This window comes from Aquibium microcysteis, from assembly GCF_014495845.1.
Taxonomy (GTDB): Bacteria; Pseudomonadota; Alphaproteobacteria; order Rhizobiales; family Rhizobiaceae; genus Aquibium; species Aquibium microcysteis.
Map to the genome: position 1 here is coordinate 3,605,564 of NZ_CP061080.1, position 14,536 is coordinate 3,620,099.

Consider the following 14,536-nt stretch of genomic DNA (forward strand, 5'->3'; position numbering starts at 1 on the left):
CCAGTCGCACATTCACATTAAAAAAGCTTTAGGCGAGGTCCGGCCGGAGCGGGCACTCCGGCAAGCCTGATCGACCCGGCCGAACGGTCTCCTACTCGGCGGCCTGCAGGACATCCCGTGTCCGGGCGAAGCGCTCGATGAGGCGCGAACGTTCCGCCGCCGCCTTCTGCGCATTGGCCGCCTTGACGTGGCCGAAGCCGCGCACGAGCGACGGCACCGCGGCCAGCGCGCAGGCCGCGTCGAGCCGCTCTGCCGTCAGGTCCCGGACGAGCAGGGCGACGTCGTTCTCGTACTCCGCCAGGAGGCGCCGCTCCATGCGCCGCTCCTCGGTGCGGCCGAACACGTCGAACACCGTCCCGCGCAGGCTCTTCAGCCGCGCCAGGATACGGAAACCGGTCATCATCCATGGCCCGAACGAGGATTTGACCGGCCTGCCGTCGGAGCCGGTGCGCCCGAGGATCGGCGGCGCGAGGTGGAACTCCAGCTTCTCGACGCTCTCGAACTGCGCCGCCACCTGCCTCTCGAACGAGCCGTCCGTGTAGAGGCGCGCGACTTCGTACTCGTCCTTGATGGCCATCGCCCTGAACAGGTTGCGGGCAACGGTCTCGGCCAGCGCCGTCGAACCGGGCCTGGCCTTCTCCTCCGCCGCCCGCACCGAAGCCACCTGCCGCTCGTAGCGCTCGGCATAGGCGCGGTTCTGATAGGCGGCGAGGAAGGCAGATCGCTTCGCCACGATGTCGTCGAGGGTGCCGGCAAGCGCCTGCCCGGCCTGTCCGGACGCCGCGGCAGCGACTCGTGCGCGGACGAATTCCGGCTCGTGCGCAGCGCGCCGACCCCAGCGGAAGGCGCTGACGTTCATTGCCACGGCCTCCCCGTTGAGCTCGATCGCCCTCTCGATCGCTTCGGAGGATACCGGGATCCCGCCGAGCTGACTGGCGAAGCCGAGCATGAACATGTTGGCGCCGAGCGAGTTTCCGAACAGTGCCGCGGCGGTGCGCGTGGCGTCGAAGAAATGCGCGTTGCGCTCACCGGCGGCCGCTCGGATCGCCTTCTTCAGCCGCTCGGTCGGCAACGAGAAGTCCGCCGAACGCGCGAAGTCGCCCGGCATCACCTCGGCCGTGTTGGTGACGAAGATCGTATGGTTCTCCCGCACGGCCCCCAGCACCTTCTTCGAGCCGGAGACGAGGAGGTCGCAGCCGAGCACGAGGTCTGCCTTGCCCGCCGAGACGCGGATGGCGTGAATGTCCTCCGGCGTCGCGGCCACGCGGACGTGGCTGAACACCGCCCCGCCCTTCTGCGCGAGGCCGGCCATGTCGATGAGCCCGCAGCCCTTGCCTTCGAGGTGCGCGGCCATGCCCAGCACCGCGCCGATCGTCACGACGCCCGTTCCGCCGATGCCGTCGATGATCGCCGCCCAGCCCGTCGCGGCGTCCGCGACCTTCGGTGCCGGCACGCCGTCCAGCGGATCGGTACCGCCGGCCGCACCGGCGGCCTTGCGGATCCTGCCGCCATGGACCGTCACGAAGGACGGACAGAAGCCTTTCAGGCAGGAGAAGTCCTTGTTGCAGCTCGACTGGTCGATGCGTCGCTTGCGCCCGAACTCGGTCTCCACAGGCTGCACGGACACGCAGTTCGACTGCACCCCGCAATCACCGCAGCCTTCGCAGACCAGTTCGTTGATGATCACCCGCCTGTCGGGATCCGGAAAGGTGCCGCGCTTGCGCCGGCGCCGCTTCTCGGCAGCGCAGGTCTGGTCGTAGAGCAGCACCGAGACGCCCTTTACCTCGCGCAGTTCGCGCTGCACGGCATCGAGGTCGTCGCGGTGGTGGACGGTGGCGCCGGCCGGGACCGGGAGAGCACCGTACTTCTCCGGCTCGTCGGTGACGATGGCGATCCGTTCGACGCCTTCGGCGCGCACCTGCTCGGCGATCATCGGCGCCGACAGCCCGCCCTCGTGCGGCTGGCCGCCGGTCATGGCCACGGCGTCGTTGTAGAGGATCTTGTAGGTGATGTTGGCGCCGGACGCGACGGCGAAGCGGATCGCCAGCGAACCGGAATGGTTGTACGTGCCGTCGCCGAGGTTCTGGAACTGGTGGTCGCGCTTCGAGAACGGCGCCTGGCCGATCCACTGCGCGCCCTCCCCGCCCATGGCCGTGAAACCGACCGTCTTGCGGTCCATCCAGAGTGCCATGAAATGGCAGCCGATGCCGGCGCCGGCGAGAGAGCCATCCGGCACCTTGGTCGAGGAATTGTGCGGACAGCCGGAACAGAAGTAGGGCGTGCGGACGCCCACGTCCTTCGTGTCGGCCAGCATCGCCTGGAACTGCCTGAGCTGTGCCACGCGCGCGGCGATGTCGTCGGCATGGCCGACGACGCGCAGCACGCGCTCGCCGAGCGCGATCGCGATCTCGTTCGGGTCGAGCGCCCCCTGAGGCTGGAACAGCATGTGGCCGTGCTCGTCGCGCTTGCCTACGACCACGGGCTGCATGCCGGTCCCGTAGAGCTGCTCGCGTACCTGCGCCTCGATCAATGACCGTTTTTCCTCCACCACCACGATCATCTCGAGGCCACGGGCGAAGTCGCGCAGATGCTCGAAATCGAGCGGCCATGGGCAGCCGAGCTTGAACAGGCGCACGCCGATCCGGTTGGCCCTCGCCTCGTCGATGCCGATGTCCTCCAGCGCCTGGCGCACGTCGAGATAGCTCTTGCCGATGGTGATGATGCCGATCCGCGCGTCCGCACCCCCGGAGTAGACGATCCGGTTGATCCCGTTGGCGCGGATGAAGGCGCTGGCCGCCGCACGCTTGAAATTGTGCAGCCGCGCTTCCTGGCCCATCTGGTCGAGTTCATGGCGGATGTTGAGCCCGCCGGGCGGCAGGTCGATCTCGGGCAGCACGATGTTCAGGCGGTCGAGCGAGACGTCGACCGATGCGGTCGATTCGATGTTGTCCTTCACGCACTTCATCGCCGCCCAGGTGCCAGCGAAGCGCGACATCGCATAGCCGAGCAGGCCGTAGTCGACGATTTCCTGCACCCCGGCCGGATTGAGGATCGGGATCATCGTGTCCACGAACTGCAGTTCGGTCGCATGCGCATTGGTCGACGATTCGGCCGTATGGTCGTCGCCCATCAGCGCCAGCACGCCCCCGTGCCGCGACGAGCCCGCGAGGTTGGCGTGGCGGAACACGTCGCCAGCGCGATCGACGCCGGGGCCCTTGCCGTACCAGAGCGCGAAGACGCCGTCGTAGCGCCCTTCGCCCAGAAGCTCCGTCTGCTGCGCGCCCCAGCAGGCCGTGGCCGCGAGTTCCTCGTTGAGACCCGGCTGAAACACGATGTCGGAGGAGGCCAGCTGCCGCTTGGCCTTCCAGAGCTGCTGGTCGAGACCGCCGAGCGGCGAACCGCGATAGCCGGTCACGAAGCCGGCGGTGTTGAGCCCTGCCAGCCGGTCACGCTCGCGCTGCATGAGAAGCATGCGGATGATGGCCTGGGCGCCCGAGACGAAGATGCGATCCTTGCCGAGGTCGAACTTGTCGTCGAGCGAAACGTCGTGCAGCGTCATCGGGCTTTCCCTGGATCCTCGCCGCGCGGAGCGGAACCGGTCTTGGTCTTCGGGTCCGGAGTCTTTCGCCCTAAGCACGTCACGTCAAACGAATTCGACGTCACCGCGCCGGCCGGGCCGCTTACGTAGAAACACCTAGTCGACCCGACCGGGAGCCGGTTTGATCGCCAATCTCTTTGATTGCGACCGCAAAGCTGATAATCACCCTGCGGGTGCCACGGCGAGCCGTGGCTTGGCCGGACGGCGTGAGAATCAGAAAAGAAGCGCCACCGGCCGGCGGGGCTGCCGGCCAGTGCAAATCGGGAGGTGGACTTCATGGCGGGGCTTCTGGCTCTTTCGCGGCTCATCGACGGCGTTACCGGATTCGTCGGAAAGAACGTCTCCTGGCTGATCCTGGTCGCGGTTCTGATCAGCGCCGGCAATGCCAGCATGCGCAAGGCTTTCGACATCTCGTCGAACGCATGGCTGGAACTGCAGTGGTATCTCTACGGCACGGTCTTCATGCTCGCCGCGGCCTACACCCTGCGGCAGAACGAACACATCCGTATCGACATCATCTCGAACAGGCTGAGCAAGCGGACCCGCGACTGGGTCGATCTTCTCTGCCACGTCTTCCTGCTGCTGCCCTTCGCGGCGCTGCTCGTCTATCTGTGCTGGCCCTGGTTCATCCTGTCCTACAAAAGCGGCGAGATGTCCTCGAACTCCGGCGGCCTGATCATCTGGCCGGCCAAGGGCATGGTGCTGCTCGGCTTCATCCTTCTCCTGGCGCAGGCGGTCTCGGAAATCGTCAAGCGTGCGGCCGTCATCATGGGCGTCATCGACGACCCGTCTCCGCAGCACGACCTGCCACCGGCGGCCGAGGCGGCGATCGAGATGGAGGGCGAGCGCCGTGATTGATTTCGTCGCCCACAACCTCGCCCCGATCATGTTCGTGACGGTGATGGCGATGCTGCTGATCGGTTATCCGGTCGCCTTCACGCTGGCCGCCGGCGGACTGATCTTCTTCGTCATCGGCGTCGAGTTCTCGCACATTTCGAGCGAGATCCGCCTGTTCTGGCCTCTCCTCCAGTCGCATCCCGAGCGAATCTACGGGATCATGTACAACGACACGCTGCTGGCGATCCCGTTCTTCACCTTCATGGGGCTGATCCTCGAGCGGTCGCGCATGGCCGAGGATCTGCTCGACACGATCGGCCAGCTCTTCGGGCCGATCCGCGGCGGCCTGGCCTTCGCGGTGGTTCTCGTCGGCGCGCTGCTCGCCGCCACCACCGGCGTCGTGGCCGCCTCCGTGATCGCCATGGGCCTGATATCGCTCCCGATCATGATGCGCTACGGCTACAACCGTTCGGTCGCGACCGGCACGATCGCCGCATCCGGCACGCTGGCCCAGATCGTTCCGCCATCGCTGGTGCTGATCGTCATGGCCGACCAGCTCGGCCGCTCCGTCGGCGACATGTATGTCGGCGCGCTGGTGCCGGCGCTGATCATCATCGGCATCTACTGCATGTACATCCTCGCGGTCAGCCTGCTGAAGCCCGAATGGGTTCCCGCTCTGCCCGTCGAGGCGCGCACGCTGGGCAGCGGGGTGACCTCGCTCGTCGTGGTGCTGGCCGCAGCGGCGGCGATCTACTGGCTGACCTACCACACCGTCTTCGCCGAGATGCGCTACGAAATCCGCCTCGTCTGGGCCGCGACGGTGGCCACGCTGGCAGCCTACCTGTTCAGTCTTGCCAACCGCTACTTCAGGCTCGGCATCATGTCCCGTCTGGCCGAGCAGGTGATCATCGTCCTGATCCCGCCGCTGGCGCTGATCTTCCTGGTGCTCGGCACCATCTTTCTCGGCATCGCCACGCCGACCGAGGGCGGCGCCATGGGCGCGACCGGCGCGCTGATCCTGGCCCTGGTGAAGGGGCGTCTGAACATGACCGTCCTGAAGCAGGCGCTGGACTCCACCACCAAGCTGTCCGCCTTCGTGATGTTCATCCTGATTGGGGCGCGCGTCTTCGGCCTGACCTTCTACGGCATCAACGGCAACATCTGGATCGAGGAACTGATGCTGTCGCTGCCCGGCGGCGAGACGGGCTTCCTCATCGTCGTCACGATCGTCATCTTCATCCTCGGCTGCTTCCTCGATTTCTTCGAGATCGCCTTCATTGCCGTGCCGCTCCTGGCTCCGGTGGCCGAAAAGCTCGGCATCGACCTGATCTGGTTCGGCATCATCCTCGGCATCAACCTCCAGACCTCGTTCCTGACCCCGCCCTTCGGATTCTCGCTGTTCTACCTGCGCTCCGTCGCGCCGATGCGCGAGTGGAAGGACACGGTGTCGGGACGGATGATGCCGGGGATCAGGACGATCGAGATCTACAAGGGCGCGCTGCCCTTCATCATCATCCAGTTCCTGATGATCCTGCTCGTCATCGCCTTCCCGGGACTGGTGACGCATTACAAGTCCGCCCCGCCCCAGAGCGATATCCAGATCCAGCTGCCGCCCCTGGGAGGCGGAGGAGCAGGCGGAGGCATGAGCCTGCCGCCGCTCGGCGGCGGTGCGGACAATGGCGGAGGGCTCGGTCTGCCGCCGCTCGGCCTGCCGCCGATCGGAGCGCCCGCAGGCAGCAGCGGCCCTGCGAGCGGAACCCAGGGCGGGAACGGTCTCGGCCTTCCGCCCCTCGGCTTGCCTCCGGCGCAAACGCAGGGCGCGAGCCAGCCGGCTCCAGCCGCGCCGGCTCCGGCGCAGAACGACCTCAGCCAGCCGCCGAAGTTCTGACGCGGCAGCGCCGGTCCCGCGGGTGATCGCGCGATCGGGGCAGGCAGACCCGCAGGCAGGGCGACCGGCGTTGCAGAGCGGCTCGCATCCCCGCCGTGTGTCGCCCGATGCCGGAGACCCGCGGGTCGCCGGACGATGTAGGCCCCCTCGGCCGTGCCCGCGGCCGCGAGCCCGGCAAAGAGAAAGGCCCCGGAGCGTCGCCGCTCCGGGGCCTTCTGCATTCGCGGCGGAGGCCTGCCTCAGAGCTTGCCGGCGCGCTGCTGGATCATCATGAACGTGTCGAAGTTGTACTCGGTCAGCTGGGCCCACAGATAGGCGTCGCGCTTGAAGGCCTGCTGGTCGTCGTAGATCTTCTTGAACATCGGATTCACGGCGTTGATCTCGGCATAGGTTCCCATCGCCGCCTCGTAGCAGGCCGACAGGATCTCCTGGTTGAACGGGCGCAGCTGGGCGCCCGCCTGCACCAGGCGCTTGATCGCGGCCGGGTTCTTGAAGTCGTAGTTGGCCATCATGTCGGCGTTGGCGGCGCGGCAGGCCGTCTCCAGGATCGCCTGGTAGGGCTTCGGCAGCTCGTTCCACTTGGCCAGGTTAGCCAGCGTGTGCAGGACCGGCCCGCCTTCCCACCAGCCCGGATAGTAGTAGTACTGGGCGACCTTCTGGAAGCCGAGCTTCTCGTCGTCATACGGCCCGACCCACTCGGTCGCGTCGATCGTGCCCTTCTCCAGCGCCGGATAGATGTCGCCGCCGGCGATCTGCTGCGGCACGACGCCGAGCTTCTCGATGATCTTGCCGCCCATGCCGCCGATGCGCATCTTCAGGCCCTTGAGATCGTCGAGCGTGTTGATCTCCTTGCGGAACCAGCCGCCCATCTGCGCGCCGGTGTTGCCGCAGGGCATGCCGTAGAGGCCCTGGGTGGCGTAGAACTCGTTCATCAGCGCGTTGCCGTTGCCATAGTAGTACCAGGCATTCTGCTGACGGTAGTTGAGACCGAACGGGATGGCCGTGCCGAAGGCGTAGACCGGATCCTTGCCCCAGTAGTAGTAGGAAGCGGTATGGGCGAGTTCCACGGTTCCGGCGGAAGCTGCGTCCGCCGCCTGCAGGCCGGGCACGATTTCGCCGGCTGCGAAGACCTGGATCTCGAAATTGCCGTCGGTGGTCTCCTTGACGAACTTCGCCATGGTCTCGGCCGCGCCGTAGATCGTGTCGAGCGCCTTCGGGAAGGACGACGTGCAGCGCCAGGTGATCTTCGGCATCGACTGGGCGATGGCGGGTGCAGCGAGCGAGGTGGCCGCGGCCGCACCGGCGCCGGCAAGGCCTGCTTTCTTGATGAATGATCGACGATCCATGTACTTCCTCCCGTTTGGATTGAAGCTGCCCTGGCTAGTGTTCCCATGACAAGCCGGCCAACTGTTGGTTATCAATGCATATGGGCCGGAACCTGTCCAGCGACTCGCTCGTCGCCAAGACGTTTTATTCAGCAACGGATTGAACGGTTTGAGCAGCGTGTTCGCATGCATACGCATCCCCGGCCCGGCGCTGAAGGAGCGGGCCGCTCGCAAGCCCCGGTCTACAAATAAAAAGGCCCCGGGACGTTGCCGTCCCGAGGCCTGGTCGTCGCGATCGGCAGGCTTCAGAGCTTGCCGGAACGCTGCTGGATCATCATGAACGTGTCGTAATTGTACTCGGCGATCTGCGAGTACAGGAAATGCCGGCTGCGGAAGTCGGCGATCGAGTCCCAGATCTTCTTGAAGGCGGCATTCGACGAGGTCAGTTCGTCATAGATGCCGAGCGAAGCGTCGAAACAGGCCGACAGCACGTCCTGCGTGAACGGACGAAGCTGCGTTCCGTTGGCCACCAGGCGCTTGATCGCCTCCGGATTCAGATAGTCGTACTTCTGCAGCATGTTGGCGTCCTCGGCCTGGGCGGCCGTGCGCAGCAGCGACTGATACGCCTTCGGCAGCGCGTCGTACTTCTCCTTGTTGAACATGAGATGGACGGTCGGGCCGCCTTCCCACCAGCCGGGATAGTAGTAGTACGGTGCCACCTTGTAGAAGCCGAGCTTCTCGTCGTCATAGGGGCCGACCCATTCGGCCGCGTCGATGGTGCCCTTCTCCAGCGACGGATAGATGTCGCCGCCGGCGATCTGCTGGGGCACCGCGCCGAGCTTCTCCATGATGCGCCCCGCGAAACCGCCGATCCGGATCTTGAGACCCTGCAGGTCGGCGACGGTGTTGATCTCCTTGCGGTACCAGCCGCCCATCTGGACGCCGGTGTTGCCGCCGGGGAAACCGACGATGTTGTGCTGGGCATAGAACTCGTTCATCAGGTCGATGCCGCCGCCATGGTAGTGCCAGGCGTTCATGCCGCGCGCATTGAGCGCGAAGGGCACGGCGGCGCCGAGCGCCCAGGCCGGATCCTTGCCCCAGTAGTAGTAGGAAACGGTATGGCAGGCTTCCACCGTGCCGGACGTCACGGCATCGGCCGCCTGAAGGCCCGGCACGATTTCGCCCGCCGCGAAGACCTGGATCTCGAAATTGCCGTCGGTGGCTTCCGAAACCATCTTCGAGAAGACCTCGGCGCCGCCGTAGATCGTGTCGAGCGACTTCGGGAAGGACGACGTCAGTCGCCAGGTGATCTTGGGGGTCGACTGCGCGATGGCGGGGGCCGCGAGCGCGGTCGCGGCGGCGGCGCCTGCGCCGGTCAGGCCGGCCTGCTTGATGAATGAACGACGATCCATGTTTTCTCCTCCGATCGTGGCGAAATGCCGGGCTTTCAGGGTGCGGCCCAGGCATCCAACGGTTTGCTTTGCACAGGCCGCAAGCCCCGTCCAGCATTTGGAGTGCCGATTCGGGACGATAGCGTATTTTTACCTAAGAACCTGGAAAACCACGTTAATTGTTTGATCTAAGACGTGTTGATGCCTACCGATGAGTGCGGTCCGTGCCCTGTTGGAAAAGCGTGGTGAAAAGGCTAGATAGGGCCGTCTCCGCTCATCCCGAACGACCGCAAGGCCGGAACCCGATCATGAACCAGCCCCTCGTCGCCGTCTCTTCCGATATCCGCAGCTTCGATGCCTACACCTGGCACGCAGTTCCGCAGCAATACGTAGAGGCCGCCATCACCGGCGCCGGCGTCCTGCCGATGGTCCTGCCCAGTCTCGGGGAACGCGTCGACTTCGACGGGCTCCTGTCCTGCGTGGACGGCGTGATGATCACCGGGTCGAAGACGAACGTGCATCCCGACCTCTATGGAGGCGAGGCGACGGAAGCGAACGGTCCCTACGATCCCGCGCGCGACGCGACCACGTTGCCGCTGATCCGCAAGGCGATCGAACGCGGCGTGCCGCTGCTGGCCATCTGCCGCGGCATCCAGGAGATGAACGTCGCGCTGGGTGGAACCCTGGCCACCGAGATCCAGGAGCAGGAAGGCCGGCTCGATCACCGGGCGCCGCCCGGGGAGCATCACGACCTTCGCTTCGCCATCCGCCAGAACGTCGCCATCCGGCCAGGCACCTGCCTCGCCGGCATTTTCGGTGCTGGCGACATCCGCGTGAACTCGGTCCACCGCCAGGCCATCGACCGGCTGGGCGACCGGCTCCAGGTCGAGGCGGTGGCGGAGGACGGCACCGTGGAGGCCGTGTCGGTGCGCGACTCCCGGGGTTTTGCCGTGGGTGTCCAGTGGCATCCGGAGTACTGGGTGCGCAGCGACGAGACGTCGGCGCGGATCTTCCGGGCCTTCGGGGATGCCGTGCGCGCCCACGCAGCCGCCCGCATCGGCCTGGCGGCTGCCGCGGAATAGGGCCTGGCTCCCGGGGCGCTGCGCCGTCAACGCTCGCGCGGCACCACCGACAGCGTCTCGTTGACGGGCGTCAGCGCCCGTCCCTGGTCGAACCAGCCGATCAGGTTGTCGACCACCAGATCGGCCATCGCCTGGCGCGTATGCACCGAAGCTGAACCGACATGCGGCAGCAGGCAGGCATTGCCGAGCGACAGGAGGTTCTCGGGCACGCGCGGTTCGTCGTCGAAAACGTCGAGCCCGGCCGCGAGGATCGTGCCATCCTTCAGCGCGGCAGCGAGCGCGGCGTGGTCCACGGTGCTGCCCCGCCCGATGTTGATGAAGACGCCGTTGGCGCCGAGAGCCGACAGCACCTCGGCATTGACCGCCTTTTCGGTTGCCGCGCCGCCCGGTGCGACAGAGATGAGCGTATCGACTGTCTGCGCGAGACCGACCAGGCTGTCGTGATAGGTGTAGCCGACGCTCTCGGCCTTGCTGCGATTGTGATAGCTGATCGGCAGGCCGAACGCCGAGAGCCGCCGCGCGATCGCCAGCCCGATGCGGCCCATGCCGAAGATGCCGATCGATCGGCCGCGCAAGGTCGCCCGCGACAGCGGATAGGCGCCGTCGCTCACCCACCGGCCGGCCCGGAGCCAGGCTTCCGCCTTCGGCAGTTCGCGCACCGTGTTGATCAGCAGCCCGACGGCGGTGTCGGCGACCTCGTCCGTCAGCACGTCGGGTGTGTTGGTCACCATGACCTTTCGGACTGCCGCATGGGCCGCATCCACCGCATCGTAGCCCACGCCGAAATTGGCGATGATTTCGAGGTTCGGCAGCGCATCGATGAAGCCTGCGTCGATGGCCGTCGCCGAAGCGACCGCCCGCACGCCGGCGGCGAGTTCGGGACTGATCAGGGCAGGATCCGCGCGGTCGACCCGGACGAGACGGAACCCGTCGCCGAGGCGCGTGACGGCGTGGCCGTGCAGCCTTCCGGGAACGAGGACGGCGATGTCGCGGATCTGCGGCTGGGGCATTCTTGAATCCTGTGAACGCGTGTCGATCGCGCGCGACCCTAGACGTTTTCCGCGCTCGGGCAATCGGGTTCCGAGATCGCGTTCACGGAATGGTCAACACGCGCGACCCCTTTTTCGGAACGCCTGCCGGACCGCGTCGTTTGCCACAGGACTGTGTCGGGCATGACGTCGGACGCATTCACCGAAAGCGAAACACAGAGAAAAGGCGACCCCACGCCTACGGAAGGAGACTAGCATGAAACATACACTCATCGCCGCCGCATCGGTTCTCGCATTCGCCGTGTCCGCCCCGGCCTTCGCCCAGGGCACGCCGGCCAAGAACGACATGGAGCGCACCGCCACCTGGCAGTCGGACGAGGAGCGCATGATGTACGAGAACGACCGCGAGCGCTACGCGCCGTTCTTCAACGACGACTGGAGCGCTTATCGTTCCGACGACGAGATTCGGTCCGCCTTCGACGCCATGGGCGCTGACGACCAGGCCGGCGTTCGGGACGCCTGCGAGAGGGCCGCGCTCAATCCCGGTTCCTATGGCACGGTGACGAACGGCCTGTGCGGCGTCGTGGGCGAAACCGCGTCGACGAACTGACCATCCGAAAGACCTTGCGATCTTGAGCATGGTCGCCACTTCGAGGGCTCCGGTTTCCGCCGGGGCCCTTTTTCGTCGAACAGGCTGGAAAGGTTGCGCCGGCGAGCCTGGCTCAGTCCCGCTCGACCGGCTTGCTGGTCGACTGGCGAACGTGCAGTTCCGGCTTGATGAGCTCCTGCGAGACCTGCACCACCACCCCGTTCAGCCGATCGAGCAGCGCGCGCGCCGCGCGACGCCCGACGTCGCGCTGGCCGTTCCAGACGGTGGTGAGCGCCGGTGTGGCGATGGCGGCCTCCTCCAGGTCGTCGTAGCCCGTGACGGACACGTCGACACCGGGGAGGAGACCGGCGCGCGCAATGCCGTTCATCAGTCCGATCGCGACGAGATCGTTCCAGCAGACTGCGGCGGTCGGCCTGTCGGGCAGCGCGAGGAACTCGCCGGCCACCTCGAAACCGGCCTGCTTGGTACGCGGCCCCGGAAGGCGCCAGTGCGGCTGGACGTCCAGTCCGGCCTTCTGCATGGCGATGACGTAGCCCTGGTACCGGTGCCGGCCCGTCGAGGTCTGGTCGGTGCCGCCGATCATGGCGATGCGGCGATGGCCGAGCGATATCAGGTGATTGGTGGCGAGGCCGATGCCGTAGGAATCGTCGCCGCGGAACACCGGCACCTGGGCGCCTTCGACGGAGCGAGCGACGAGGACAGCCGGCAGGCCGTTGTCCTCCATCAGCTGGATGTCCTCGCGGGGCGTGCCGATGGCGGGCGACATGATCACCCCGTCGGCTCCGAGTTGCAGCAGCGTGTCGATGAAGCTGCGCTGCTTCTCAAGCTGATCGTAGTGATTGGACAGGAGGAACGTCTGCCGGCTGCGGTCGAGTTCCGTCTCGATCGAGCGGAGGATCTCGGCGAAGAACGGGTTCATGATGTCGTGGACGACGACCCCGACGATCCCCGACCGGGAGGTCCGCAGGCTGGCCGCGCGACGGTTGTAGATGTAGCCGATGGCGCGGGCATGCTCCTTGATCCGGTCGCGGGTGGAGTCCGCCACGAGAGGGCTGTCGCGCAGCGCGAGGGACACCGTCGCCGTGGAAACGCCGAGCGCATCCGCGATCGTCGAAAGCTTGATCTTCTGCGCCAGTGCGCCCTCCCGCGACGTCCTTTAAACTGTTTAAATCAGCTATACGCCATCGCCGTCGGTCGGTTCAAACCTTTTTGCTGCCCGATCAGTGGTTCGAAAGGGCCGCGTCGCGCAGTCGCAGCTGCCGCTCGCGGTGGACGATGTAGAGCCCGCTCGACACGATGATGAGCGCGCCTCCGATGGTCCAGTGATCCGGCAGGTCGCCGAAGATGAGATAGCCGAGCGACACCATCCAGACGAGCTGCAGGTAGGCATAGGGCGCCAGAGCCGTGGTGGTGGCGATGCGATAGGCCTTGATCAGCAGCCAGTGACCGATGCCGCCGAGCACGCCCATCGACAGGAGCACCGCCCACTGCACCCCGTCCTGCGGCATCGAGGCGTAGAACGGCAAAGTCGGCGCCATCAGCACCACCGGTGCCAGGGCGGAATAGAAGATCATGCTTTCCGCGGTCTCCTGGCGGCTCATGTGCCGCGTCATGATCACGTAGAGGCAATAGCTTGCCATGGCGCAGAGCGCGTAGACGTGACCGATGCCGAAGACGCCCATTCCCGGCCGCGTGACGACGACGACGCCGGCGAAACCGACGAGGATCGCGATCCAGCGCCGCCAGCCCGCCCATTCACCGAGAAGGGGGCCGGCGATCGCGGTGATCACCATGGGAGCGAAGAAGAAGATCGACACCGTCTCCGCCAGCTGCAGCGTCTGCAGCGCCAGGAAGTTGAAGAAGGTGGAGCCGAACAGAAACATGCCGCGCAGCAACTGCCGCGGCATGCTGTTGACCCGGAACACCGCCGGGCTCGACCACGCGCGCAGCAGCACGAGCGCCAGGAGCACGTGGATGGCGAAGCGCGTCCAGGCGATGAACGGCGATGCGAGCCCGACGGAGCCGAGATACTTCGCGCTTGCGTCGAGGAAGGAGAACAGGAGCCCGGCAGAAAAGACGAGCAGGATGGCGGGAACGGGGGTCGCCGTTTCCTGGGTCGCTGGAGACTTGTTCACCGGGGCCGCCGTCAGAGGAATCGATCCGACCTGTTTCAGCGATCCCGTATGCGAGGGCAAGCGATTTCCGGTCCCATCGTTCGGTGCCCTTTTGCAGCCGGGAGGAAGGACGGCTATTCCTCGTCGTCGACGTCGTCCAGGACGTCGATCTGACGCGGATTGCCCGACAGGTTCCCCTCGATGCGCGCGAGCAGCTTGGCAAGGACCTTCTGCTCCTTCTTGTCCAGCCCCTTGAGGGCCTGCTTCTCCGTCTTTCGGACCGACTTCTCGATCGCCTTGATCGCGTCGCGTCCGCTCTCGGTGAGGAACACGTGCGCCTGGCGGGCATCGTGCTCGGATGCACGCTTGTCGAGGAAGGACTGGGCCTGCAGGCGGTTGATCGTCTTGGTGATGGTCGGCGGACGAACGCCCAGCCGCGCGGCGAGCTGCCCCGGCGTCTGCCCGTCCTCCAGAGCCAGCGCGAGCATGATCTGGTCCTGCCCGGCATAGAAGCCATGGTCGAGAAGCCGCGACGCCAGCGCCGTGCGCGACAGTCGGGCCGCCGATTGAAGGCGGCTCAGCGCCGCGCCCTTTTCCTTCGCCATAGCCCCTCCTGGATGCCCCGGCGGATGCGCGGAGCGTAGATGTCCGGCCGCTGGAGACGACGCCCGAAGCTCCGGGAACCAGCCGGCTAATTCGCCG

The 14,536-nt window shown here is 66.2% G+C and carries 11 protein-coding genes; 4 read left to right on the forward strand and 7 right to left on the reverse strand.

Annotated elements, in window-relative coordinates:
* Positions 1-91: 91 nt before the first annotated feature.
* Complete coding sequence (locus IAI54_RS16760; protein WP_187968286.1) at positions 92-3,559, reverse strand: indolepyruvate ferredoxin oxidoreductase family protein; 3,468 nt, start codon at positions 3,557-3,559, stop codon at positions 92-94.
* A gap of 315 nt (positions 3,560-3,874) precedes the next feature.
* Here IAI54_RS16760 and IAI54_RS16765 point away from each other — a divergent pair, with 315 nt between their 5' ends.
* Complete coding sequence (locus IAI54_RS16765) at positions 3,875-4,456, forward strand: TRAP transporter small permease subunit (RefSeq protein WP_187968287.1); 582 nt, start codon at positions 3,875-3,877, stop codon at positions 4,454-4,456.
* Positions 4,449-6,323, forward strand: coding sequence for a TRAP transporter large permease (locus IAI54_RS16770; protein ID WP_187968288.1), 1,875 nt, complete (start codon positions 4,449-4,451; stop codon positions 6,321-6,323). The genes IAI54_RS16765 and IAI54_RS16770 overlap by 8 nt, the downstream gene beginning before the upstream one ends.
* Before the next feature lie 239 nt (positions 6,324-6,562).
* Here IAI54_RS16770 and IAI54_RS16775 read toward each other — a convergent pair whose 3' ends face one another.
* Both IAI54_RS16775 and IAI54_RS16780 read right to left on the reverse strand, forming a co-directional pair.
* Positions 6,563-7,669, reverse strand: a complete 1,107-nt coding sequence (locus IAI54_RS16775) for a TRAP transporter substrate-binding protein (RefSeq protein WP_187968289.1) — start codon at positions 7,667-7,669, stop codon at positions 6,563-6,565.
* Positions 7,670-7,953: 284 nt separating this feature from the next.
* Positions 7,954-9,060 carry a TRAP transporter substrate-binding protein gene (locus tag IAI54_RS16780; protein WP_187968290.1) on the reverse strand — a complete coding sequence of 369 codons (1,107 nt, stop codon included), beginning with the start codon at positions 9,058-9,060 and terminating at the stop codon, positions 7,954-7,956.
* A 287-nt stretch (positions 9,061-9,347) separates the two neighbouring features.
* On the opposite strand from IAI54_RS16780, the gene IAI54_RS16785 reads away from it, so the two are divergent.
* Positions 9,348-10,121, forward strand: coding sequence for a gamma-glutamyl-gamma-aminobutyrate hydrolase family protein (locus IAI54_RS16785; RefSeq protein WP_187968291.1), 774 nt, complete (start codon positions 9,348-9,350; stop codon positions 10,119-10,121).
* Between the two features lie 26 nt (positions 10,122-10,147).
* Here IAI54_RS16785 and IAI54_RS16790 read toward each other — a convergent pair whose 3' ends face one another.
* The gene (locus tag IAI54_RS16790; RefSeq protein WP_187968292.1) at positions 10,148-11,131 is read right to left on the reverse strand and encodes a 2-hydroxyacid dehydrogenase; all 984 of its coding nucleotides are present in this window, start codon (positions 11,129-11,131) and stop codon (positions 10,148-10,150) included.
* Positions 11,132-11,366: 235 nt separating this feature from the next.
* Between IAI54_RS16790 and IAI54_RS16795 the strand changes: the two genes are divergently transcribed.
* Positions 11,367-11,720 carry a DUF2059 domain-containing protein gene (locus IAI54_RS16795; RefSeq protein WP_187968293.1) on the forward strand — a complete coding sequence of 118 codons (354 nt, stop codon included), beginning with the start codon at positions 11,367-11,369 and terminating at the stop codon, positions 11,718-11,720.
* 112 nt (positions 11,721-11,832) lie between these two features.
* Here the strand turns inward: IAI54_RS16795 and IAI54_RS16800 are convergent, their stop codons facing one another.
* The 3 genes from IAI54_RS16800 to IAI54_RS16810 form a co-directional block, all read right to left on the reverse strand.
* Positions 11,833-12,855 (reverse strand): LacI family DNA-binding transcriptional regulator, encoded by a 1,023-nt coding sequence (locus tag IAI54_RS16800; RefSeq protein ID WP_187973198.1) that lies wholly within the window; start codon positions 12,853-12,855, stop codon positions 11,833-11,835.
* Positions 12,856-12,940: 85 nt separating this feature from the next.
* Positions 12,941-13,855 carry a DMT family transporter gene (locus tag IAI54_RS16805; protein ID WP_235679077.1) on the reverse strand — a complete coding sequence of 305 codons (915 nt, stop codon included), beginning with the start codon at positions 13,853-13,855 and terminating at the stop codon, positions 12,941-12,943.
* 113 nt (positions 13,856-13,968) lie between these two features.
* On the reverse strand, positions 13,969-14,439 hold the full coding sequence (locus IAI54_RS16810) for a MarR family winged helix-turn-helix transcriptional regulator (protein WP_187968294.1): 471 nt from the start codon (positions 14,437-14,439) through the stop codon (positions 13,969-13,971).
* Between the last annotated feature and the right edge of the window lie 97 nt (positions 14,440-14,536).